The 21,467-nt window shown below is 73.1% G+C and carries 23 protein-coding genes and 3 tRNA genes; 5 read left to right on the top strand and 21 right to left on the bottom strand.

Features of this window, described 5'->3' with window-relative positions; genetic code table 11:
- Window positions 1-64: 64 nt before the first annotated feature.
- The 6 genes from BM242_RS00610 to BM242_RS00585 form a co-directional block, all read right to left on the bottom strand.
- On the bottom strand, window positions 65-640 hold the full coding sequence (locus BM242_RS00610) for a TetR/AcrR family transcriptional regulator (protein ID WP_245833717.1): 576 nt from the start codon (window positions 638-640) through the stop codon (window positions 65-67).
- Window positions 641-780: 140 nt separating this feature from the next.
- Window positions 781-1,215, bottom strand: coding sequence for a MaoC family dehydratase (locus BM242_RS00605; RefSeq protein ID WP_093837251.1), 435 nt, complete (start codon window positions 1,213-1,215; stop codon window positions 781-783).
- Window positions 1,216-1,223: 8 nt separating this feature from the next.
- Complete coding sequence (locus BM242_RS00600; protein WP_093836595.1) at window positions 1,224-1,676, bottom strand: MaoC family dehydratase N-terminal domain-containing protein; 453 nt, start codon at window positions 1,674-1,676, stop codon at window positions 1,224-1,226.
- A 190-nt stretch (window positions 1,677-1,866) separates the two neighbouring features.
- Window positions 1,867-2,031, bottom strand: coding sequence for a 50S ribosomal protein L33 (gene rpmG / locus BM242_RS00595; RefSeq protein ID WP_165984453.1), 165 nt, complete (start codon window positions 2,029-2,031; stop codon window positions 1,867-1,869).
- 89 nt (window positions 2,032-2,120) lie between these two features.
- A tRNA-Met gene (locus BM242_RS00590) sits at window positions 2,121-2,193 on the bottom strand.
- Between the two features lie 43 nt (window positions 2,194-2,236).
- A tRNA-Thr gene (locus BM242_RS00585) sits at window positions 2,237-2,309 on the bottom strand.
- A gap of 294 nt (window positions 2,310-2,603) precedes the next feature.
- Here BM242_RS00585 and BM242_RS00580 point away from each other — a divergent pair.
- Window positions 2,604-3,827, top strand: coding sequence for an amidohydrolase family protein (locus BM242_RS00580; RefSeq protein WP_245833716.1), 1,224 nt, complete (start codon window positions 2,604-2,606; stop codon window positions 3,825-3,827).
- Window positions 3,828-3,855: 28 nt separating this feature from the next.
- On the top strand, window positions 3,856-4,530 hold the full coding sequence (locus BM242_RS00575) for an NAD(P)H-binding protein (protein ID WP_093836593.1): 675 nt from the start codon (window positions 3,856-3,858) through the stop codon (window positions 4,528-4,530).
- Between the two features lie 21 nt (window positions 4,531-4,551).
- Here the strand turns inward: BM242_RS00575 and BM242_RS00570 are convergent, their stop codons facing one another.
- Both BM242_RS00570 and BM242_RS00565 read right to left on the bottom strand, forming a co-directional pair.
- The gene (locus BM242_RS00570; RefSeq protein ID WP_093836592.1) at window positions 4,552-5,472 is read right to left on the bottom strand and encodes a S1 family peptidase; all 921 of its coding nucleotides are present in this window, start codon (window positions 5,470-5,472) and stop codon (window positions 4,552-4,554) included.
- 284 nt (window positions 5,473-5,756) lie between these two features.
- Window positions 5,757-5,838 (bottom strand) — tRNA-Tyr (locus BM242_RS00565).
- A 185-nt stretch (window positions 5,839-6,023) separates the two neighbouring features.
- Between BM242_RS00565 and BM242_RS00560 the strand changes: the two genes are divergently transcribed.
- Together BM242_RS00560 and BM242_RS00555 are read left to right on the top strand one after the other, a co-directional pair.
- Window positions 6,024-6,512 (top strand): YajQ family cyclic di-GMP-binding protein, encoded by a 489-nt coding sequence (locus BM242_RS00560; protein WP_093836591.1) that lies wholly within the window; start codon window positions 6,024-6,026, stop codon window positions 6,510-6,512.
- Window positions 6,513-6,879: 367 nt separating this feature from the next.
- Window positions 6,880-7,359 carry a hypothetical protein gene (locus BM242_RS00555; RefSeq protein ID WP_093836590.1) on the top strand — a complete coding sequence of 160 codons (480 nt, stop codon included), beginning with the start codon at window positions 6,880-6,882 and terminating at the stop codon, window positions 7,357-7,359.
- 31 nt (window positions 7,360-7,390) lie between these two features.
- Here the strand turns inward: BM242_RS00555 and BM242_RS00550 are convergent, their stop codons facing one another.
- The 13 genes from BM242_RS00550 to BM242_RS00490 all read right to left on the bottom strand — a co-directional run bounded on the left by BM242_RS00550 (window position 7,391) and on the right by BM242_RS00490 (window position 19,600).
- Window positions 7,391-7,789, bottom strand: a complete 399-nt coding sequence (locus tag BM242_RS00550) for a YccF domain-containing protein (RefSeq protein WP_093836589.1) — start codon at window positions 7,787-7,789, stop codon at window positions 7,391-7,393.
- A gap of 69 nt (window positions 7,790-7,858) precedes the next feature.
- Window positions 7,859-8,707, bottom strand: a complete 849-nt coding sequence (htpX, locus tag BM242_RS00545) for a zinc metalloprotease HtpX (protein ID WP_093836588.1) — start codon at window positions 8,705-8,707, stop codon at window positions 7,859-7,861.
- A 192-nt stretch (window positions 8,708-8,899) separates the two neighbouring features.
- The gene (locus BM242_RS00540; RefSeq protein WP_093836587.1) at window positions 8,900-10,492 is read right to left on the bottom strand and encodes an NADH-quinone oxidoreductase subunit N; all 1,593 of its coding nucleotides are present in this window, start codon (window positions 10,490-10,492) and stop codon (window positions 8,900-8,902) included.
- Window positions 10,489-12,189, bottom strand: coding sequence for a complex I subunit 4 family protein (locus tag BM242_RS00535; protein ID WP_093837250.1), 1,701 nt, complete (start codon window positions 12,187-12,189; stop codon window positions 10,489-10,491). Before BM242_RS00535 ends, BM242_RS00540 begins: the two co-directional genes overlap by 4 nt.
- Before the next feature lie 30 nt (window positions 12,190-12,219).
- Complete coding sequence (locus tag BM242_RS00530) at window positions 12,220-14,136, bottom strand: NADH-quinone oxidoreductase subunit 5 family protein (RefSeq protein WP_093836586.1); 1,917 nt, start codon at window positions 14,134-14,136, stop codon at window positions 12,220-12,222.
- Complete coding sequence (gene nuoK / locus BM242_RS00525) at window positions 14,137-14,580, bottom strand: NADH-quinone oxidoreductase subunit NuoK (protein ID WP_093836585.1); 444 nt, start codon at window positions 14,578-14,580, stop codon at window positions 14,137-14,139. It abuts the gene before it with no gap.
- Window positions 14,581-15,162 carry an NADH-quinone oxidoreductase subunit J family protein gene (locus BM242_RS00520; protein WP_093837249.1) on the bottom strand — a complete coding sequence of 194 codons (582 nt, stop codon included), beginning with the start codon at window positions 15,160-15,162 and terminating at the stop codon, window positions 14,581-14,583.
- 5 nt (window positions 15,163-15,167) lie between these two features.
- A complete protein-coding gene (locus BM242_RS00515; protein ID WP_093837248.1) occupies window positions 15,168-15,713 on the bottom strand; it encodes a 4Fe-4S binding protein in 546 nt (181 codons plus the stop codon).
- Between the two features lie 47 nt (window positions 15,714-15,760).
- Window positions 15,761-16,720 (bottom strand): complex I subunit 1/NuoH family protein, encoded by a 960-nt coding sequence (locus BM242_RS00510; RefSeq protein ID WP_093836584.1) that lies wholly within the window; start codon window positions 16,718-16,720, stop codon window positions 15,761-15,763.
- The gene (locus tag BM242_RS00505; RefSeq protein WP_093836583.1) at window positions 16,721-17,563 is read right to left on the bottom strand and encodes an NADH-quinone oxidoreductase subunit C; all 843 of its coding nucleotides are present in this window, start codon (window positions 17,561-17,563) and stop codon (window positions 16,721-16,723) included.
- Window positions 17,560-18,147 (bottom strand): NADH-quinone oxidoreductase subunit B, encoded by a 588-nt coding sequence (locus BM242_RS00500; RefSeq protein WP_093836582.1) that lies wholly within the window; start codon window positions 18,145-18,147, stop codon window positions 17,560-17,562. Before BM242_RS00500 ends, BM242_RS00505 begins: the two co-directional genes overlap by 4 nt.
- Window positions 18,138-18,509, bottom strand: a complete 372-nt coding sequence (locus BM242_RS00495) for an NADH-quinone oxidoreductase subunit A (protein ID WP_093836581.1) — start codon at window positions 18,507-18,509, stop codon at window positions 18,138-18,140. Before BM242_RS00495 ends, BM242_RS00500 begins: the two co-directional genes overlap by 10 nt.
- Before the next feature lie 221 nt (window positions 18,510-18,730).
- Entirely contained in the window at window positions 18,731-19,600 is an 870-nt protein-coding gene (locus BM242_RS00490) for a methyltransferase domain-containing protein (protein WP_245833715.1), read from the bottom strand.
- A 412-nt stretch (window positions 19,601-20,012) separates the two neighbouring features.
- Between BM242_RS00490 and BM242_RS00485 the strand changes: the two genes are divergently transcribed.
- Window positions 20,013-21,398, top strand: coding sequence for a sensor histidine kinase (locus BM242_RS00485; RefSeq protein ID WP_093836580.1), 1,386 nt, complete (start codon window positions 20,013-20,015; stop codon window positions 21,396-21,398).
- Window positions 21,399-21,467 lie beyond the last annotated feature (69 nt).

Genomic DNA, 21,467 nt, shown 5'->3' with positions numbered 1-21,467 from the left:
CTTTTCCGGGCGCACGGCGGCCCGGGGAGAAACCGGAACGCCGGGCCGGACGGACGGCCGGAGGTCAGCCCGGCGGCGCCCCGCCGGGCGGGCAGACCCCTTTCTCCCCGAGCCCGGTCCACACCCGGTGCTCGGCGGGGAAGCCCATCGCCAGCAGGACGTTGACCAGCATCCCGGTCGCCATGAAGTCGCTGGTGTCCGCCGGGACGGCGCCGAGGCGCAGATGCACCAGATCCCACAGCTCCTCCCAGGAGGAGCGGAGCTGCGCGGCGAAGTCGGCGTCCCCGGCCTGCTCGGCCACGGCCGCCGCCACATACATCTGCATCTGGAACAGCAGTTGGTCGCGGTTGGTGATCAGCTCGTTGTACGCCTCCGCCATGGCTTCCTTCGCCTGCTCCGGCGACGGCCCGTCACCGGCCTCGGCGAACCGGCGGCGGATCTGCTCCGTGCAGCGCCGGGCCGCGGCCAGGAAGATGGCCCGCTTGTCCGGGAAGAGCCGGAAGAGGTACGGCTGGGAGACCCCGACGCGCCGGGCGATCGCCGCCGTCGAGGTGCCCGCGTACCCGCCGTGGGCGAACTCGGCGATGGCGGCCCGGATCACGCTCTCCCGGCGCTCCTCGGCGCTCAGCCGCGCACTCACACCAACCACCCCATCAAGTTATTGACCAATCACTACCCATGTCAACCGCCGACCGTGAGCCGGGCGGGGCCGGTGCCGGGAGACGGCGCCGCGGCCCCGCTTCCCGGCACCGGCCCCGCGGCCGTCCGCCCCTGCGGCGCTCAGGCCAGCCGCACCACCGCGCGGGCCATCCCCAGCACCTTCTGCCCCGCGCTGGCCGCGGTCAGATCCACCCGGACCGTGCGCGCCTCGTCGTCCAGCTTGGCCGCCACCTTGCCGGAGACCTCGATCAACGCGCCCGTCTCGTCGTCCGGCACCACCACCGGCTTGGTGAACCGCACCCCGTACTCCAGCACCGCGCCCGGATCACCCGCCCAGTCGGTCACCACCCGGACCGCCTCCGCCATGGTGAACATGCCATGGGCGATCACATCCGGCAGCCCGACCTCCCGGGCGAACCTCTCGTTCCAGTGGATCGGATTGAAGTCACCCGACGCGCCCGCGTACCGCACCAGCGTGGCCCGTGTCACCGGGAAGCCGCGGGCCGGCAGCTCGGTGCCGGGCGCCACCTGTGCATAGCTGATCCTCGCCGCCATGATCCGGCTCACTCCTCCCCGGCCGCGCGGGCCACCAGCTTGGTGTACGCGGTCACCACATGCTCGCCCGACTCGTCCCGCACCTCGCCGCGCACATCCACGATGTCGTTCCCGGCCAGCGACTTCACCGCGTCGATGTGCGAGGTCACCGACAGCCGGTCGCCGGCCCGCACCGGACGGCTGTACACGAACCGCTGGTCCCCGTGCACCACCCGGCTGTAGTCCAGGCCCAGCTCGGGATCGCTCACCACCTCGAACGCCGCCCGGTAGGTGATCGCGAACACAAAGGTCGGCGGTGCGATCACATCGGGATGGCCGAGCTGCTTGGCGGCTTCCGGATCGGTGTACGCGGGATGGGCATCCCCGATCGCCTCGGCGAACTCACGGATCTTCTCCCGGCCCACCTCATAGGGCCGGGTGGGCGGATAGCTCCGCCCCACAAACGACTGGTCCAGTGCCATGACCGGCACCCACCTCCCGGAAACGACTCCAGGCCGCCCCCGCCCCAGGGGCGGAAACGGCCTGTGTCACACGATTTTCGTGATGCTTCTGAGTCTGCGTATGCGCAAGTGCGAGCATGGACGTGAGCGTGAGCGTGAATCCGTACCCGCTCCGCCACCGGCTGCGCCGCCAGGGCCGCGCCGCGCCCGGTCAGCGGGTCTCGCGGTGCGCGGTGTGGGCGTTGCAGCGCGGGCAGTGCTTCTTCATCTCCAGGCGGTCCGGGTTGTTCCGGCGGTTCTTCCTGGTGATGTAGTTCCGCTCCTTGCACTCCACGCAGGCCAGCGTGATCTTCGGGCGGACGTCGGTGGCAGCCACAGGAGTGCTCCTTGACGGACGAAACGGGGTGTTACGGCAGAAACAGTAGCCGATCCGAGGCGAACCCCTGCAATCGGCTACTGACGATGTAGCGGCGACCGGACTCGAACCGGTGACACAACGATTATGAGCCGTTTGCTCTACCGACTGAGCTACGCCGCCAGGATGCGGGCATCCACACCAGGTGGCATACCTCACACCGCAGAGCCCCAAAACGGAATCGAACCGTTGACCTTCTCCTTACCATGGAGACGCTCTGCCGACTGAGCTATTGGGGCGAGCGATGAAGAGATTACACGCTCCCGCCCGGAAGACGAAATCGATAACGCTCCGCGATCCCGCCGCGCACGCCCCCCGGCCGGATGCCTGCGGAGCCGCCCGGGCCGCCCCGCGGCACCCGCACAGCGGACCGGGGCACGCGCCGGACCGCCCGCCGCCACACCGGTCCATACGGCCACTCGTGCGACTCTTCACCCCTCCGGTCACCACCGCCCGCCGCCCCTCCCCGGCCCGGCCACCCCCTCCCCGTACGCTCACAGCACCGCCCTGACACCGTGACCCGCGGGAGCCCGATGTCCGCCGCCGACACCGCCTCCGTACTGGTACTGCGCGGTCCGCGGCTGCCCGACGGCCGTACCGTCGACATCCGCCTCGCCGCCGGCCGCATCGCCGCCGTCGGCACCCCCGGCAGCCTCACCCCGGCCGACGGCACCGCCCAGGCCGCCGTCGCGGTCGACCTCTCCGGCTATCTGCTGCTCCCCGCCCCCGCCGAACCGCACGCCCACCACGACACCGCGCTCACCGCCCCCGCGGCCGGCCCGCCCGCCGACGACCCGGCCGCCGTCCAGCGGCGCATCACCGAAGCCGCCCTCCTCCAGCTCGGCCACGGCGCCACCGCCCAGCGCAGCCACATCCGGATCGGCGACCCGGCCGGCCTGGCCGGACTCCAGGCCGCGCTGCGCGCCCGCCGCGCCCTGCGCGGCCTCACCGACCTCACCGTGGTCGCCGTCCCCCGGCTGCTCACCGGCCGGGCCGGCGCCGACGGCCGCGCCCTGCTGCGCGACGCCGCCAGGATGGGCGCCGCCACCCTCGGCGGCACCCCGGAGCTCGACCCCGACCCGGCCGGCTACCTGGACGAACTGCTGCGCACCGCCGACCGGCACGGCTGCGCCCTCGATCTGCACACCGAGGGCGACGACCCGGCCCGGCTGACCCGGCTCGCCGCCGCCACCGCCGGGCTGCCCGCGGGCGTCGTCCTCGGCCCCTGCACCGGGCTGGGCCTGCTGCCCGAGGACACCGCCGCCCGCACCGCCGAACGGCTGGCCGCCGCCGGGGTCACCGTCGTCGCCCTCCCCCAGTCCCCCTGCGCCCTGCTGCCCGCCGCCGCGCCGCGCACCCCGACGCCCGTCCGGCTGCTCCGCGCCGCCGGGGTGCGGGTGGCGGCCGGCAGCGGCGCCCTGCGCGACGCCGCCAACCCGGTCGGCCGCGGCGACCCCCTGGAGGCCGCCTACCTCCTCGCCGCCTCCGGCGAGGCGACCCCGCAGGAGGCGTACGCCGCCGTCAGCACCCACGCCCGCGCCGCGCTGCGGCTGGAGCCGCTGCGCGTCGAGGCGGGCTTCCCCGCCGAACTCCTCGCGGTCCGCGGCACCGACCTGCCCGGCGCGCTTTCCCTGGCCTACAGCCGGGTGGTGATCCACCGCGGCCGGGTGGTCTCCCGCACCAGCGCCGTCCGCGAGTTCTGCGGCGCCGCCCCGCCCCCGGAAACCCCCGGGCTGCCGCGGCAGTCCGCGCGCTGAGGCGGCGCCGCGCGGTACGGTCGCAGTCATGCGCATCGTCATCGCCGGAGGCCATGGCAAGATCGCCCTGCGCCTGGAACGGCTGCTGAGCTCCCGCGGCGACGAGGTCGCCGGCCTGATCCGCGACCCCGCCCAGTCCGCCGACCTGCTGGCGGCGGGCGCCCAGCCGCTGGTCTGCGATCTGGAGACCGCCTCGGTCGACACCGTGGCCCGGCATCTCACCGGGGCCGACGCCGCCGTCTTCGCCGCGGGCGCGGGCCCGGGCAGCGGCGCCCCGCGCAAGGACAGCGTGGACCGCGCCGCCCAGGTCCTCTTCACCGACGCCGCCGAACGGGCCGGCGTGCGCCGCTTTCTCTCCGTCTCCGCCCTGCGCACCGAGCTCGGCACCGACCCCCCGCCCGGCATGGACCCGGTCTTCGCCGCCTATCTGCGCGCCAAGGCCGCGGCGGAGGAGGATCTGCGCGGCCGGACCGGCCTGTACTGGACGATCCTGCGCCCGGGCCGGCTCACCGACGAACCCGGCACCGGCCGGGTCACCCTGGGCCCCTCCGTGGCGCGCGGCGACGTCACCCGGGACGATGTCGCCGCCGTGCTGCTCGCCCTGCTCGACGCCCCCGCCACCGCCGGCCGCACCCTGGAACTCACCGGCGGCCCCACGCCCATCCCCACCGCCCTGGCCGCCCTGACCGGGCAGACCCGGTAGCGGCTCCGGCGGGGCCGGCCCTCACCCGATGAGCGCCGACCGCCCGCCGGGCGCCTCGGCCGGCACCTCGGCCGGCACCTCGGCCAGTTCGTCGTCGAACAGCCCCTCCCAGGTGTCCCAGAGCGTGGCGGAGCTGGTCGAGGTGTAGATGCCGGAGCCGCCCTGCTCCCCGCAGACCCCGCCCCGGGACACCACGCCGATCTGGTAGAACTCCTCACTGCCCGGCAGCGTCCGGAACAGCGGACCACCGCTGTCCCCCTGACAGGAGTCCTTGCCCTCCCGGCCGGCGCAGATCTCGGTCTCCGGGTCGTACTGATCACCATTGGCGATCCGGCACTCGGCATGGGACAGGATCGGCACCCCGACCTCACGCAGCCGGTCGGTCTGGTGGTACAGGCTGGTGTCGGTGTTGCCCCAGCCAATAACGGTCGCCTCCGCGCCCGGCTGCAGCAGTGAATCGGTGCCCCGGGTCGGGAGTTTCACCGGAAGGATGCCCCTGACCGGGCTTTCGAGCTTCAGCACCGCCGCGTCGTAGGTGCCCGGCTGCGGCTGGTAGCGCGGGTGCACATAGATCTTCTTGACCTTGCGGATCTGCCCCTCCTCGGCACGGGAGAGCGTGGTGCGGCCGACGACGACCTCAAGACTGGTCGAGCCGGGATCGTCGATGCAGTGCGCGGCGGTCAGGACATACTGCGGGTGGATGAGACTGCCGCCACAGAACTGCCGGCCGAAGGCGCTGCCCTCCCCCGGTTCGAGAAGCGCGGCCATGAACGGGTAGGCGTCCGTCGGAACCTGGGTTCCGCCCACGATGGCCGGGTGCAGCTCACCGTCGGGCGTGGGCTGAGCGGCGTCCGCGCGGGGACAGGCCAGGGCCATGAGCGCCGCGGCGAGGGCGGCGGCCAGCAGGGCAGTGGTTTTGCGGGCGGCAAGGGCGGACCACATGAGAGCTCCTTGTCGGAAGGGCTGTCGGCGGATGCGTGCGGCCCGGCAGTCCGATACGGAGCGCGTGCGGACCATCACACCATGTTCGTCAAGCCGGTCCTGCCCAACTCCCGGAAGAGGAGTACCACCACAACGGCGAAACCACCCGAAGCGGGACGCCGGACGCACAGGACCGCGCCGACAGCCGGCAGAGCACTCCGGCGCAGCCCCCCGGTGGCACGCCTTTCGGCACACGACAAGGCCCCCGGCCGCGCATCGCACGTTCGGGGGCCTCTTCTTGGCTGTGGCGGCGCCAGGATTCGAACCTGGGAAGGCTGAGCCGGCAGATTTACAGTCTGCTCCCTTTGGCCACTCGGGCACACCGCCTGGGTCCGCGCCGGGCGCTGCCCGGCGACGGGGTAAACCATACCCGATGCCGGGGGGTGCTCCGCCACTCGGTTCGCGGGTGACGCGGGGTGCCGGGCAAGGGCGGACCCCGGGCGGTCGCGGACTAGTCTTGCAGCCTGAATCCATACCGTTGACAGGCCGACTTGCACACGAGGAGCCCCGCGATGGCCGACTCCAGTTTCGACATCGTCTCGAAGGTCGACCGCCAGGAGGTGGACAACGCCCTGAACCAGGCGGCCCGGGAGATCTCGCAGCGCTACGACTTCAAGGGCGTCGACGCCTCGATCGCCTGGTCGGGTGAACGGATCGAGATCCGCGCCAACGCGGAGGAGCGGGCAAAGGCGGTGCTGGACGTCTTCCAGTCCAAGCTGGTCAAGCGGGGCATCTCGCTGAAGGCCGTGGACTCCGGGGAGCCCCAGGCGTCCGGCAAGGAGTACAAGATCTTCTCCACCCTGAAGGAGGGCATCTCCCAGGAGAACGCCAAGAAGATCTCCAAGCTGATCCGGGACGAGGGCCCCAAGGGCGTCAAGGCGCAGGTGCAGGGCGAGGAACTGCGGGTCAGCTCCAAGAGCCGGGACGCCCTCCAGGAGGTCCAGCGGCTGATCAAGGAGCAGGACTACGACTTCGCCGTGCAGTTCGTGAACTACCGCTGAGCCGGTATTCCGACGTTGCGCGGAGGTGTGCCGGGCCGCTCGGCCCGACACGCCGTGCGGAACGGACGGTTCCCGCACCGGCCATGAGGAGCGCCTGCCGCGCTTGGCGGACGTCTTTCCCGGTCACGCCGGGGACGTCGTTGGTCTGCCGCGGGAGACGGGCCCGGACGATGCACTTGCGGACTCGATCGCAGACCCGCCCCCGTCATGACGCGTCAGCGGTCCGCCGCGGCCGCGTCGCCCGGGCCCGTGGCCTGGCCCGGGCGTGCTCGACGACGCGGCACTGGCGCGGTCGGTCCCGGCCGGGCCGACCGGGTGCCCGAGTGCCCACGGATCCGTTGCACCCCTGACGGAAAGCAGATCAACAATGAATGATGCGCATATCGAATACGCATGCCTGGTCGATGTACTGTTCACAAAGGCGCAACGGCCCCGCTTCGGCGACCTCTTCCTGATCTGCGGCTACGAGAACCCGAATTTCCCGCCCCGGGATCCTCGTTGGGCATCCCTGGGCGACCTGCAATTCGAACAGGTGGATGACTACTTCGCAGTGAGGGTGTACGGCGACGAGCCGGTCATCTGGCTCTACCCACTGGTAGCCGGTGCGGAAGTCCATCACCATCCGGGCCCGTTCGACGGTCTGCGTCTCACCTATGTCCCCGAGCTCCACAGCGAGGAACGGGCAGCACATTTCGCTCACGCTGTGGACGGCTTCTCCCGATCGGGCGCCGCCGAGGTGCGGTGGGGACGCGCGGCGGAGCCCGTCGGTCCCCCGGTCGACACCGTTGCCCTGACGACGCGGGTCCGGCGGTTCGTCGATGCGGGGGCATGGCGGGAGGGAGAGTGAGGGACAGCGGGTGGTCCGTGCCGGCGCCCCGCTACCAGCGGGCGGGGGCGTAGGGGGTGTCGGTGGGGACGATCCGGCGGCCGAGGGGCATCAGGGAGACGGGGATCATCTTGAGATGGGCGATGCCGAACGGAATGCCCAGGATGGTGACGAAGAAGGCGAGGGCGGCGGTGAGGTGGCCGATGGCGATCCAGACGCCGGCCACGATCAGCCAGACGACGTTGCCGATCAGCGAGGGGGCTCCGGCGCCGGCCCGTTCGGTGACCCGGTAGCCGAAGGGCCACAGGGCATAGGCGGCGATGCGGAAGCACGCGATGCCCCAGGGAATGGTCACCACGAGGAGGAAGCAGACCAGGCCCGCCACGGCGTAGCCGAGGGCCATCCAGATGCCGGAGAAGATCAGCCAGAGGACGTTGAGGAGCGTACGCACCGTTCCATGATTGCTTCCGGTGGCGCTCGGCGCGAGGCCGTGGCGCGGGGGCGGTGCGGCGCCGACGGGTCAGTGGCCGCGGCCGGCCATGCGTTCCAGGCGGGCGATGCGGTCGGCCATCGGGGGGTGGGTGGCGAACAGGCCGGCCATGCCCTCGCCGCGCCGGAAGGGGTTGGCGATCATCATGTGGCTGGCCGCCTCGATGCGCGGCTCGGGCGGCAGGGGCAGGGCCTGGGTGCCGGTCTCCAGTTTGCGCAGGGCGCTGGCCAGGGCGGCCGGGTCGCCGGTGAGCCGGGCGCCGGAGGCGTCGGCCTCGTATTCGCGGGAGCGGCTGACCGCGAGCCGGATGAGGGAGGCGGCGACCGGGCCCAGCAGGGCGATCAGCAGCATGCCGAAGACGCCGGGGCCGCGTTCGGAGCGCATCAGCCACATGAACTGGACAAGGAAGAGGATCACCGAGGCCATGGCGCCGGCCACCGAGGAGATCAGGATGTCGCGGTTGTAGACATGGCTGAGTTCGTGGCCGATGACACCGCGCAGTTCGCGTTCGTCGAGCAGTTGCAGGATGCCCTCGGTGCAGCAGACCGCGGCGTTGCGGGGATTGCGGCCGGTGGCGAAGGCGTTGGGGGCCTCGGTGGGCGAGATGTAGAGGCGGGGCATGGGCTGGCGGGCGGCGCCGGCCAGTTCCCGGACCATGCGGTAGAGGCGGGGGGCCTCGAATTCGCTGACCGGGCGGGCACGCATGGAGCGGAGTGCCAGTTTGTCGCTGTTCCAGTAGGCGTAACCATTGGTGGCGAGGGCGACGACGAGCGCGAGAATCAGCCCGCCGCGGCCGAAGAAGCTGCCGATGAGGAGGATCAACGCGGACATCGCGCCGAGCAGTGCGGCGGTCTTCAGCCCGTTGCGGTGGCGGTGCACGGTGTGCCCTCCAGGGATTGCTGCGTGGGGACGCGGAATGCCCGGCGGGGGCCGGGCATGGGGAGCCCGGTTTTTCCGGATTATCCAATAACCCTCCACTAACAGTGGACACTCCCGATCTAGAGAACGCCACGGGTCCCCGGGCGGTTCCCCCGAACGGCCCTGGTGGGCGGGGGCGCCGGAGGGCGGGTGCTAGAAGAGGCCGCCGGAGGCGAAGTGCAGAATGATCTGCGGCCATCCGGAGAGGACCAGGGCGGCCACGGCGGCCAGGGCCACGGCCAGCGCGGCGGGAGCACCGGTGCGGGTGCGGACGGCGGTGGCGGCGGCCGTGACGGTGGCGGTGGCGGTGTGCAGGGGGCCTTCCTCCGCGGAAACGGGTTCCGGCTCCGGTCCGGGCGCGGCGGGCTCGCGGAAGAGGACGGCCGTCCAGCGCAGGTAGTAGACCAGGCCGATGACCACATTCACGGCGGCGACCACGGCCAGCACGCCCAGGCCGGAGTCCACGGCGGCCCGGAGGACGGCCACCTTGGCGAACAGCCCGACCACCCCGGGCGGCAGCCCGGCCAGGCAGAGCAGGAAGAAGCCCATGGCCAGCGCGGTCAGCGGGCGGCGCCGGGCCAGCCCCCGGTGGTCGGCGACGCGGTGCCCGGCCGCGGCCCGCACCACCACGGCGAAGGCGCCCAGATTGACCACCGCGTACATCAGGGCGTAGGCGACGGTGGCGCCGACGGCGTTCAGCGCGGCGGCCGAGTCCTCGGCGTATGCCGCCGCGGCCAGCGGCACCAGCAGATAGCCGGCCTGGGCGATGGAGGACCAGGCCAGCAGCCGGACCGCGCTGTGCGGGGCGTCCGGCCGGGTGCGCAGCGCGGCGGTGTTGCCGGCCGTCATGGTCAGCCCGGCGAGCACGGCGACGGCCGGTCCCCACAGGTCGCCGAAGCCGGGGAAGGCGCCGGCGGTGACCAGGATCAGGCCGGCCAGCCCGGCCGTCTTGCTGACCACCGAGAGATAGCCGGCCACCGGCAGCGGGGCCCCGAGGTAGGTCTCGGGCACCCAGAAGTGGAACGGCACCGCGGAGACCTTGAAGGCGAAGGCGACCAGGGTCAGCACCACACCGGCCTCGGCCAGGGTGGCCAGCGCCGGGTCCGCCTCGGGCAGCGCGGTGGCGATCTCGGCGAGAAAGAGACTGCCGGCACCGGCGTAGACGAAGCTGATGCCGAGCAGCCCGATGGCGGTGGCGGTGACCGAGGACAGGAAGAACTTCAGCGCCGCCTCCGGGGCCCGCCCGGCCCGCCGCAGCCCGACCAGGGCGTAGGCCGGGAGGGTGGTGGCCTCCAGGGCGAGCAGCAGGGTGGCCAGGTCGCGGGCGGCGGGCAGCAGCACCGCACCGGTGACCGAGGAGAGCAGCAGGAACCAGAACTCGCCGGGCGGCAGCGGCGGCCGGCCCGGACGGCCGCCGAGTTCGGGAAGGCTGATCAGGACGGTGAGCAGGGCTCCGGCCAGCACCAGCGTCTGCACGATCAGCGCGAAGGAGTCGGCGAGGTAGGAGCAGTGCCCGGCCCCCTCGGTCAGGCAGAAGGTGGCGCGGTCCCCCGACCGCAGCGGATACAGGGAGAGCCCGGCCAGGACGATGCCGAGCAGGGCGAGGGCACCGAGCGGTCCGGCCCGGCGCGCCCCCGGCCAGGTCTTCGGGAGGGCGGCGTCGGCCAGCAGCAGCGCGAGCGCGGTGGCGGCGGTGATCGCCGGCGGGGCGATCACCGCCCAGTCCACGGTCTGGATCAGATTCATCGGCCAACTCCCGGCAGGAGACTCTGCACGGCGGGATCGGTGAGGTGGAGCAGGACCGCGGGCCACAGCCCGGCGAGCAGGGTGAGCAGCACCAGCGGGACGAAGGCCGCGTATTCGTGGGGGCGGAGGTCGGTGAGCTCCTCGGTCCGGGGGACGACGGTGACGGCGCCGCTGCCGCCCGCGTCCCCGGCCGCGGCGTCGCCCGGCGACTCGCCGCCGGGCACCGAGGCGCCGGCGGTGGCCGTGGTCTCGGGCGCGGTGCTGGGCAGCGGGCTGGCGCCGCCGGGGGCCAGCGGCAGCGGCGGGGCGTCGCCCATGCAGACGCGGCGCACCACGATCAGCAGATAGGCGGCGGTGAGCAGGGTGCCGAAGGCGGCCACCGCCATGGCGGTGAGGAAGACGGGTCGGCTGAGTCCTTCGGCGGGCCGGTAGGCGCCGAGCAGGGCGAGCATCTCGCCCCAGAAGCCGGCCGGTCCGGGCAGGCCCAGGGAGGCGACGGCGGCGAAGGCGAGCACCCCGCCGAGCCGGGGGGCGCGGCCGTAGAGCCGGGCGCCGCCGGTGCCGGCCATGGCGTCCAGCGTCGTGGTGCCGGTGCGGTCCTTGACCGTGCCGGCCAGGAAGAACAGCAGCCCGGTGATGAGGCCGTGGGCGATGTTGGCGAACAGGGCGCCGTTGACCCCGGTCGGGGTGAGGGTGGCGATGCCGAGCAGCACAAAGCCCATGTGGCCGACGGAGGAGTAGGCGATGAGCCGTTTGAGGTCCCCGCCGGTGCCCGCGCGGGCCAGCCGGAGGCAGGCGAGGGAGCCGTAGATGATGCCGGTGACGGCGAAGGCGGCCAGGTAGGGCGCGAAGAACTCGGCGCCCTCCGGTGCGATGGGCAGCACGATGCGGACCAGGCCGTAGGTGCCCATCTTCAGCAGCACCCCGGCCAGCAGCACCGAGCCGGCGGTGGGTGCGGCGGTGTGGGCGTCCGGCAGCCAGGAGTGCAGCGGCCACATCGGGGTCTTGACGGCGAAGCCGACGCCGAGCGCCAGCACCGCCAGGATCTGCACCGAGCGGCTCATGTTCTGGCCGTGCAGCCCGGCCAGGGCGGTCATGTCGAAGGTGCCGGCGTGCACTCCGATGAGCAGCAGGCCGAGCAGCATCACCACGGAGCCGAGCAGGGTGTAGAGGATGAAGGACCAGGCGGCCCGGGCCCGGTCCGCACCGCCCCAGCGGGCGATGAGGAAGTACATCGGGATCAGGACCATTTCGAAGGCCAGGAAGAACAGCATCAGGTCCAGCACCGTGAAGGTGGCCAGGGTGCCGCTCTCCAGGACCAGCATCAGCGCGACAAAGCCCCGGGCGCTCGGCCCGTCCGGCATCCGGAAGTAGGTGTAGAGCGCGCACAGGAAGGTGAGCAGGGCGGTCAGGACCACCAGCGGCAGGGAGATACCGTCGACGCCGAGATGCAGATCGACCGAGAGGGCGGGGATCCACTCCAGATTGGTCTCGGCCTGCATCCGGGCGGACTGGCCGGTGTCGAAGCCGGCGGTGAGCAGCAGGGCGGCGGCCAGCACCAGCCCGGTGACGGTGACGCCGTGCCGCAGCACGGCCTGCTCCGGGTCCCGGCCGCGCAGTCCGGGCGGGGCCGGCAGCAGCGCGGCGACCGCGCCGAGCAGCGGCAGCGCCACCACGGCGCCGAGCAGCCACTGCATCAGGGTGTCGTCCAGGGTGATCACTTCGGCTCATCCTCCGGCGGTGGTGAGGACGGCGGTGGCGGCCAGCACCAGGGCGCCGGCGGCGAGCACGCTGAGGTAGGTCTGCACATTGCCGGTCTGGGCGCGGCGGGTGAGGGCGCCCAGCCGGCCGGGGGCGCCGGCCGCACCGCGCACATAGGTGCCGACCACCTCCCGGTCCAGGAAGCGGACCAGCCGGGCGGCGCCGCCGACGGGCCGGACGAACAGCGCCGCGTAGAGGCCGTCCAGCCGGAAACCGGCGGCGGCGGGCCGGAACAGGCGGCCGAGCAGGGCGGGACCGGGGTCGGCGGCGTCGTCGGTCTCGTAGCGGCGGCGCCAGGCGCCGTAGCCGAGCAGGATGCCCAGCAGGGCGGCGCCGGTGGCGGTGGCGGAGGTGGTGAGCTCGGGCTCCAGGGGGGTGCCGTCCGGGAACCAGTCGGGCAGCCACCGGTAGGCGATGCCGAGCCCGAGGGCGGGGAGCGCGAGCAGCCACAGCATCAGGCTCATGGCCGGGGAGACGGGCGCGGCGCGGGGGGCCGGCTCGGGGCGGGCGCCGACCGGGTCGTGGAAGGCCATCAGCCACAGCCGGGTGGCGTAGCAGGCGGTGAGCAGGGCGGTGATCACGGCGGCGACCAGCACCGTCCAGCCGGCCGCCACCGGCACCGGGGAGCCGTGGCCGGCGCCGCGGGCGGCGTGCTCGGCGGCCACCACCACGGCCTCCTTGGAGAAGAAGCCGGCGAACGGGGGCAGCGCGGCCAGGGCCAGCAGGCCGATGGTGAGGCCCCAGAACGCGTCGGGGGCGCTGTACCGCAGGTCGCGCATGCGGGCCAGGGCGGTGAGCGAGCCGGTGCCGGCGGCGTGGATGAGCACCCCGGCGGCCAGGAACAGCAGGGCCTTGAAGGCGCCGTGGGTGAGCAGGTGGAAGACCGCGGCGTCCCGGTCGGCCACGGCCAGGGCGCCGGTCATCAGGCCGAGCTGGCCGATGGTGGAGTAGGCCAGCACCCGTTTGACATCGTCCTGGGCGAGGGCGGCCAGGGCGGAGCCGGTCATGGTGAGCGCGGCCAGCACCGCCAGCACCACCAGGGCGGCGGCGGAGGCGGTGAAGACGGGCAGCAGCCGGGCGACCAGCCAGACCCCGGCGGCGACCATGGTGGCGGCGTGGATCAGCGCGGAGACCGGGGTGGGGCCGGCCATGGCGTCGGGCAGCCAGGTGTGCAGCGGCACCTGGGCGGACTTGCCGGCCACGCCCGCCAGCAGCAGCAGCGCGATCAGGGTGGGGTGCTCCGGCGGGGTGGCCCCGTCGCCGGTGAGGCTCGCGGTGATGGCGCTGATCCGGAAGGTGCCGGTGTCGGTGGCCAGGGCCAGGATGCCGATCAGGAACGGCACATCGCCGAGCTTGGTGACCAGGAACGCCTTGAGGGAGGCGGCCCGGGCGGCGGGGGTCTCCCAGTAGTGGCCGACCAGGAAGTAGGAGCAGATGCCCATGACCTCCCAGCCGACCAGCAGCACCATCAGATCGTCGGTGTAGACGACCAGCAGCATGGCCGCGGTGAAGAGGGAGACCAGGGCGGCGTAGGAGGGGTAGCGCGGGTCGTCGCGGAGGTAGCCGGTGGAGTAGATCTGCACGGCGGAGGCGACGACGGCGACCAGCACGGCGACCGGCACGGAGTAGCCGTCGAGCTGGAGGGCGAGGGAGACGGGCAGGGCGGCGTCGCCGGTGGGGGTGAGTTCGGTGGCGGCCAGCAGGGTGCGGTGGTCCTCGCCCTGGCGGACGGCGACCAGGACGGCCAGGCCGGCGGCGGTGAGGGTGGGCAGCACCGCCAGGGGGCGGACGAAGCCGGGCGCGGAGCGTCCGGTGAGCAGGATCAGGGCCGCGGCGGCGAAGGGCAGCAGCGGGACGAGGGCGGCGGCGGTGATGGTGTTCACTCAGGCGGCTGCCTCTCGCTCGTGGGCGGCACCGCCGGCGGGCGCCGCCGCCGGTTCCCCGGTGTCCCCGGTGTCCCCGGCGTCCCCGGCGTCCCGGCCCGGATCGGTGCCGCGGCCGGCGTCGCCGCCATCGGCGCGGCGGTCGCCGAGTGCCCGCAGGCGGTCGACGGCGTTGTCCCCGTAGGTGCGGTAGACCAGCAGCACGATGGCCAGCCCGATGCCGATCTCGGCGGCGGCCAGTGCGATCAGGAAGAGGGTGAAGACCTGCCCGGAGTGCAGGGTGTCGCGCAGCCAGACGTCGAAGGCGACGAAGTTGAGGCCCACGGCGGCCAGCATCAGCTCGACCGACATCAGCACCAGGATGGCGTTGCGCCGGGCCAGCACGCCGTACACGCCGGTGCTGAACAGCAGGGCGGACAGCACCGCGGGATAGACCAGATGCATCTAGCGCTGCTCCTCCTCAGCGGGCGCCGGGCCCCGTTTGCGGGAGATGACGATGGCGCCGACCAGGGCGGCCAGCAGGATCACCGACAGCAGCTCGAACGGCAGCACCCAGTGCCGGAACAGGCTGGCGCCGATGTCGCCGGAGCGGCCGTGCGGGGTGTCGAGCTCGATCCAGGTGGTGCGGAAGGCGTCGGCCACCAGGGTGACCAGGGTGGCGGCGGCCAGGACGGCGACGGCCAGCGCCACCGGCCGGTTGCGGGAGTCGGCGTCCGGGGACGGGCCGATGGGCGCCCGGGTGAGCATCAGCCCGAACAGCAGCAGCACCACCACGGAGCCCAGATAGATCAGCACCTGCACCCAGGCGATGAACTCGGCGGTGAGCAGCAGATAGTGGACGGCGAGCCCGCCGAGCGCCACCACCAGGTAGAGGGCGGCGTGCACCAGTTGGCGGCTGGTGACGCAGAGGATGCCGGCGCCCAGGGTGACGAGCCCGACCAGCACGAAGACGATCTCCACGCCGGCCGGGGACAGGAACTCGCGGGTCTCGCCGGGGGCGGCGGTGAGCACGGCGGGCGCGAGCAGCGGATTCACGAGGCGCTCCCCTCCCCCGGTTCCCGGTCTCCTTCGGCCTGTTCGGCCTGTTCGGCCTGTTCGGCCGGCCGGCTCCGTTCGGCCGCCCGCCGGTCCGCGGTCCTGCGGGCGGCGGCGGTCTCCTTGGCCTCCTCGGCCGAGGGGTCCGGCGGAGGCGGCTCGGGCACCGTCCACATCCATTCGCGCAGCTTGTCGCGTTCATGGGTGAGATCGCGGATATCGGTCTCGGCGTACTCGAACTCCGGGGACCAGAACAGGGCGTCGAAGGGGCAGACCTCGACGCAGATCCCGCAGTACATGCAGAGCGCGAAGTCGATGGCGAAGCGGTCCAGGACGTTGCGGCTGCGCTCGCGTCCGCCGGGGGCGGCGGGCGGGACGGTCTCCTTGTGCGAGTCGATGTAGATGCACCAGTCGGGGCACTCCCGGGCGCACAGCATGCAGACCGTGCAGTTCTCCTCGAACAGCCCGATCACGCCCCGGCTGCGGGGCGGCAGTTCGGGCAGCGTCTCCGGGTACTGCTGGGTGACGGCCCGCCGGGTCATGGCGCGGAAGGTGACGGCCAGGCCCTTGGCCAGTCCGGAACCGAGACTCACAGGAACACCACCTTCACCACGCCGGTGAGCGCGATCTGCGCCAGGGCGAGCGGGACGAGGACGGTCCAGGCGAAGCGCTGGATCTGGTCCACCCGCAGCCGTGGCCAGGCGACCCGTGCCCAGATGACCAGGAAACAGAGGACGGCCGTCTTGAGCGTGGTCCACAGCCAGCCGAGCTGGTCGGGCAGCGGCCCGTGCCAGCCGCCGAGGAAGAGAACGGCGGTGAGCGCGGCGACGACCACGATGCCGGCGTACTCGGCGAGCAGGAACAGCGCGAAGCGCAGGCCGGAGTATTCGGTGAAGGCGCCGAAGATGATCTCCTCGGGCGCCAGCGGCGCGTCAAAGGGCGGCCGGTGCAGCTCGGCGATGCCGGCGGTGAAGAAGACGAAGCCGCCGATGAGCTGCCAGGGCACCCACCACCAGGCGAAGGCGTCCAGGATGCCGGGCAGGGAGAGGGTGCCGGCGGCCATCACCACGGAGGCGGCGGCCAGGATCAGGGGCAGTTCATAGGCCATGAGCTGGGCGGCGGTGCGCAGGCCGCCGAGCAGCGAGTACTTGTTGGCGGAGGCCCAGCCGCCCATGAGGGAGCCGAGGACGCCGACGCCGAGCACGGCGAGGACGAAGAAGATCCCGGCGTCGATGACCTCGCCGACCATGCCGCCCGGGCCGACGGGGATGGCGATCAGCACGATCAGATACGGGATCAGCGCCACGGCCGGAGCCAGCCGGAACAGCGTGCGGTCCGCGCCCTGCGGGACCACGTCCTCCTTCTGCGCGAACTTGACGCCGTCGGCGACGAGCTGGGCCCAGCCGTGGAAGCCGCCGGCGTGCATGGGGCCGAGCCGGCCCTGCATATGGGCCATCACCTTGTGCTCGGCCTGGCCGACGAGCAGCGGGAGCAGGAGGAAGGCGAGCAGCACGCCGCCGATGCGCAGCGAGACGTCCAGCACGTCCATTCAGTCCTCCCCCTCCTCGCGGTCACGGCCCTCCGGGCGTTCGCCGTCCGCGGGCCGCAGCCATGGCGCGTCGCCGCTGCGTACCGCGCCCCGGGCGGAGTCCCGCTCCGCCGGCTCGCCCTCGCCCGGCGGGGCCGGCGGGCGCCGCCGGCTCGCCGAGCCCTCGGACGCGGAGCGGGTGCGGCGCGGCCGGCGCGCCGGGGCCTCGCCGGAGGCGGCGGGGCGGCCGGGACGGCCGGGACGTTCGGGGCGTTCGGGGGCCGCGGGGAGCTTGCCCTTGAGCGGTCCCCATTCGTTGGGGTCGGGCACGCCCGGCGGCAGCATCTGGCGGCGCCGGGGGCCGCCGTGCGCCGGCTCGCCCGGTTCCTTGGCCCCCGGCCACGCCTTGGCCACCCGGGCGGCGAGCACGAAGTCCTTGCGCAGCGGATGGCCCTCGAAGCTCTCGGGCAGCAGCAGCTTCCCGGGGCTGGGATGGCCCGCGAAGCGCAGGCCGAACATCTCGTGGGTCTCCCGCTCGTGCCAGTTGGCGCCGGGATAGACATCGGTCAGGGTGGGCAGTTCGGCGGCGTCGCGCGGGAGCGCGGTGCGCAGCAGCAGCCGGCGCGGGGCGGTGCCCGCCGTCCCGCCGAGCGCCGCCACATGCAGGCAGACCAGGAAACCGGCGTCCTGTTCGTCCACCGCGCTGAGCCAGTCGAAGTAGGTGCAGCCGAGTTCGTCCCGTGCGGTCAGCGCGGCCCGGTGCCAGCGCTGCGCCGGGACGTCCACGGTGAGGACGGAGTAGGACTCGTGGGCGGTGGCGCCCTCGCCGAAGATCTGATCGGCGTCCCGGTCCAGCCAGCTCACTGCTCGCCTCCCGCGGGCGCCGGTCCCGCCGGCGGCGGGGTCAGCGGGCTGGTCAGGGCGGCGGCCGAGGGCGGCCGGGAGCGGTAGCGCTCGGCGGTCGACTCCTCGGCGATCTTCTCCTGGAGCTTGAGGATGCCCTGCAGCAGCGCCTCGGGACGGGGCGGGCAGCCCGGCACATACACATCGACCGGGATGATCTGGTCCACGCCCTTGGTGACGGCGTAGGAGTCCCAGTACGGGCCGCCGCAGTTGGAGCAGGCGCCGAAGGAGATGACGTACTTGGGCTCGGGCATCTGCTCGTAGAGCCGTTTCACCGCCGGCGCCATCTTGTCGGTGACCGTGCCGGAGACCACCATCAGATCCGCCTGGCGGGGGCCGGGCGCGAACGGGATGACGCCCAGCCGGATGAAGTCGTGCCGGGCCATGGAGGCGGCGATGAATTCGATGGCGCAGCAGGCCAGTCCGAAGTTGAAGACCCACAGGCTGTAGCGGCGGCCCCAGTTGAGGACGACCTTCATGGGCTCGGGGGCGAGCCGGGCCAGCGGGCCCAGCCGGGGCGGCGGGTGCACCGGGGTCAGGTCCATGTGAGCACGCCCTTTCGCCAGGCGTAGAACAGGCCGGCCGCCAGAAAGCCCAGGAAGAGGAACATCTCGGCGAGGGTGACCCCGCCGAATCCGTCGGCCGCGAACACCGCCGCCCAGGGGAAGAGGAAGATCGCGTCCACCGCGAAGATCACATAGAGGAAGGAGTAGAGGTAGTAGCGGATCTGGGTGTGCGCCCAGCCTTCCCCGACGGGGTCGATGCCGCACTCGTAGACGAGCAGCTTCTCCGGGGTCGGCGCCACCGGGCGCAGCAGCCGTCCGGCGGTGAAGGCCACGGCGACGAAGAGCACGCCGACGACCGCGACCAGTCCGACGACCGCATAGCCGTGGAAGTAGTCCGGCACCTGGGTGGCCCCTTTGGTGGTGGTGGGTCATCTTCTGCTGTGGTGCTGCTGTGCTGCTGTGGTGGCGCTGCGGTGGCGCTGCGCGGCCCCCGCGGACGGCCGTCCGGCGTCGGCCGGCACCGGCCGGTCCGCCGTACGGACGGGAGTCTAGGGGGTGAGCGACGCGTTGTGACCGGTGCGTCCCGGGAACCACTCGATTCCCACCCCGGCCCCGGCCGGGCTCAGGGCCGCTCGCCCTGGCTGGTGGAGACGTCCAGGACGTTGTCCTCGTCGCGCAGCCAGACGGTCTGCTTGTCGGCGGTGACGGTGACGCCGATCCCCTCGGGACTGCCGGTGCCGTCGAGCCCGTCCGGTTCCGGGGCGGCCGGGCTCCGGCGCGGCTCGTCGTCACAGGGGGTGGAGTTCTGCGGCCGGGACCGCACCTGCCCGCCGGCCGAGCGGCCGTCCTCGGCCACCCGCAGCAGAAGATGGCCGGTCCGGCCCCAGGGGACGACGATCCGGCCGCCCGGCCGGGTCTGCGCCACCCAGGTCCAGGGAATGCGTTCGGCGGGCGAGGTGGCGATCACTCCGTCGTAGGGCGCGCCGTCCGGCCGGCCCGCGGCCGGGTCGCCGGTCTCCACCGCGACCTCGGCGCTGATCCCGTCGAGCCGGCGGCGGGCCTGGTCGGCCAGGCGCGGATCGGGTTCCACGCTCACCACATTGCCGGGGCCGGTGCGCCAGGAGAGCAGCGCCGCGTTCCAGCCGGTGCCGGTGCCCAGCTCCAGCAGGTGTTCGCCGGGCTCCGGGGCGAGCGCGGCCAGCATGGCGACCACGGCGGCGGGGGAGGCGATGGTGAGTGCCGGCCGGCCGTCGGCGACCTGGACGACGGTCGGGTCGTCCGGGCCGGCGTAGATCACATCCGCCCAGCGGTCGGGCTGGGTCCAGCGGTCGACCGGGACATAGATGCGGCCCACGCAGTGGTAGACCCGGTCGGGAGCGAAGCGGTGGCGGGGCAGCGCGCCCACGGCATGCCGTATCCACGGCGCTTCGAGAGGCCAGTCACCGCGCCATTCCATGGCTTCGGCCAGCCGCCGTCGACGCTCTCCGAACACGGCCGGCCCTCTCCTTCCCGGCGTGGGCCCGGGCCGTTTCCGGCCGGGCCGGCAGCCGACGTCCACGACGCTCCGCACGATGCCCAACTCCTGTGATCAGATCATGACACAAAGTGAGAGCACCTGATAGGCCGCCGGAGCCGGCCGCTTCGGTACGGGGCGGCGATTCGGCCGGTCCGGCGCCTGCGGCACCGGTCACGGGCGGCACGGCTCAGGCGCCAGGATACGCGTGGGACGGAAGGTGGGGTTAGCCCTACCAAGGGAGACCGACGCACCCCATGGCGGGCACGGGCGGGCAGCGGGCAGTCTTGGGTGAGCGAGCGGTGCGCTGTGCCGCTCACCGCACCGGGCGGACCGGCCGTGCCGGCCGGTCCGGGCGCGGCGAACGGAGGGAAGGGAAGTGGCAGGCGCCATGAGCAGCACTGCGGTGTCGCGCAACCCGCACCACGCGGGTGAGCGGAGCGGCGACGGCGGGATCGGCGACGGCACCGGCACCGGCGGTGCCAGAAGGCTGTGGAGCACCGCGGTCTCCGTGATGGTGGGCCCGCGCACCCTGCGCGAGGGCCTGTACGCGCTGCTCAACCTGCCGATGGCGCTGTTCGCCTTCTGCTTCGCGGTGACCGCCCTGTCCACCAGCGTCGGGCTGCTGATCACCTTTGTCGGCCTGCCCCTGCTCTGTCTGACGCTGGTCTCGCTGCGCGCCTTCGGCTATGTGGAGCGCACCCGCGCCCAGTGGCTGCTCGGGCTGCCGGTGCCCGGCCCGCGTCCGCTGCTGGCCAAGGGGCGGCGCGGCCTGATGGAGTGGATGTCGGCGGTGCTGCGCAGCGGCGAGTGCTGGCGCAGCACGGGGTACGCGCTGTTCCACCTGCCGTGGGCGGTGGTCAGTTTCTCGCTGGTGGTGTCGCTGTGGTCGGCGGCCTGGTCGGCGCTGCTCTACCCGCTGTACTTCTGGCTGATGGACCGAAGCGACCGCGCCGGGATCCATCTGGACGGCCACGGGGGCGGCCTGGTCTGGGACACCCTGGCCGAGGCGCTGCTGGTCAGCCTGGTGGGCCTGCTGCTGCTCTATCTGTCCGGCTGGCTGATCCGGGGCCTGGCCATGGTGGACCGGCTGATGGTCGGCGGGCTGCTCGGCCCGTCGGCGGCCGATGCCCGGGTGCAGGAGCTGGAGTCCAACCGCTCGGTGGTGGTGGACACCTCCGCGGCCGATCTGCGGCGCATCGAGCGGGATCTGCACGACGGCGCGCAGGCCCGGCTGGTGGCGCTGGCCATGGGGCTGGGTCTGGCCAAGGAGAAGCTGGCCGAGGACCCGGACGCGGCGGCCCGGATGGTGGACGAGGCGCACGGCGAGGTGAAGCTGGCGCTTCAGGAGCTGCGCGATCTGGCCCGCGGCATCCATCCGGCGATCCTCACCGACCGGGGGCTGGGCCCGGCGCTGTCGGCGCTGGCCTCCCGGTGCACGGTTCCGGTGATGGTGGACGTGGACCTGCCGAAGCGGCCGGCCGAGGCGATCGAGGGCATCACCTATTTCATGGTCTCGGAGCTGCTGCAGAACGTGTCCAAGCACAGCCGCGCGCGGTCCGCCTCGGTGGACATCTGGCGCACCGGGGACCAGTTGATGGTGCTGGTCTCGGACGACGGCCGGGGCGGCGCGGACACCGGGGCGGGTTCCGGGCTGGCCGGGCTGACCGAGCGGATCGCGGCGGTGGACGGGGCGCTGGCCGTCTCCTCCCCGGCCGGCGGGCCGACCACGGTGACCGCGGCGCTGCCCTGGCGCGACCGCCCGGGCCGCGGCTGAGGGTGCCGGTTTCCGGCGGCCGGTCCGGTCCCCCGCCGCCCGCTCCGGGTGAGAAGCTGGTGCGCGTCG

Origin of the sequence: Streptomyces aidingensis (genome assembly GCF_900112355.1) — a bacterium.
Lineage (GTDB): Bacteria > Actinomycetota > Actinomycetes > Streptomycetales > Streptomycetaceae > Streptomyces > Streptomyces aidingensis.
Note: the sequence above shows the minus strand (reverse complement) of the source record. Positions and strands in the feature narration are given on the sequence as shown.

What these genes read in the sequence shown, in the direction of transcription:
- BM242_RS00605 (WP_093837251.1), bottom strand. Translation starts at nt 1,215, where the DNA reads ATGGCGGCGAGGATCAGCTATGCACAGGTGGCGCCCGGCACCGAGCTG.
- BM242_RS00600 (WP_093836595.1), bottom strand. Translation starts at nt 1,676, where the DNA reads ATGGCACTGGACCAGTCGTTTGTGGGGCGGAGCTATCCGCCCACCCGG.
- BM242_RS00580 (WP_245833716.1), top strand. Translation starts at nt 2,604, where the DNA reads ATGTCCGCCGCCGACACCGCCTCCGTACTGGTACTGCGCGGTCCGCGG.
- BM242_RS00575 (WP_093836593.1), top strand. Translation starts at nt 3,856, where the DNA reads ATGCGCATCGTCATCGCCGGAGGCCATGGCAAGATCGCCCTGCGCCTG.
- BM242_RS00570 (WP_093836592.1), bottom strand. Translation starts at nt 5,472, where the DNA reads ATGTGGTCCGCCCTTGCCGCCCGCAAAACCACTGCCCTGCTGGCCGCC.
- BM242_RS00560 (WP_093836591.1), top strand. Translation starts at nt 6,024, where the DNA reads ATGGCCGACTCCAGTTTCGACATCGTCTCGAAGGTCGACCGCCAGGAG.
- BM242_RS00555 (WP_093836590.1), top strand. Translation starts at nt 6,880, where the DNA reads ATGAATGATGCGCATATCGAATACGCATGCCTGGTCGATGTACTGTTC.
- BM242_RS00540 (WP_093836587.1), bottom strand. Translation starts at nt 10,492, where the DNA reads ATGAATCTGATCCAGACCGTGGACTGGGCGGTGATCGCCCCGCCGGCG.
- BM242_RS00535 (WP_093837250.1), bottom strand. Translation starts at nt 12,189, where the DNA reads ATGCAGTGGCTGCTCGGCGCCGTGGTGGCGCTGCCGCTGCTCGGCGCG.
- nuoK (WP_093836585.1), bottom strand. Translation starts at nt 14,580, where the DNA reads ATGCATCTGGTCTATCCCGCGGTGCTGTCCGCCCTGCTGTTCAGCACC.
- BM242_RS00515 (WP_093837248.1), bottom strand. Translation starts at nt 15,713, where the DNA reads ATGACCCGGCGGGCCGTCACCCAGCAGTACCCGGAGACGCTGCCCGAA.
- BM242_RS00510 (WP_093836584.1), bottom strand. Translation starts at nt 16,720, where the DNA reads ATGGACGTGCTGGACGTCTCGCTGCGCATCGGCGGCGTGCTGCTCGCC.
- BM242_RS00500 (WP_093836582.1), bottom strand. Translation starts at nt 18,147, where the DNA reads ATGGACCTGACCCCGGTGCACCCGCCGCCCCGGCTGGGCCCGCTGGCC.
- BM242_RS00485 (WP_093836580.1), top strand. Translation starts at nt 20,013, where the DNA reads ATGAGCAGCACTGCGGTGTCGCGCAACCCGCACCACGCGGGTGAGCGG.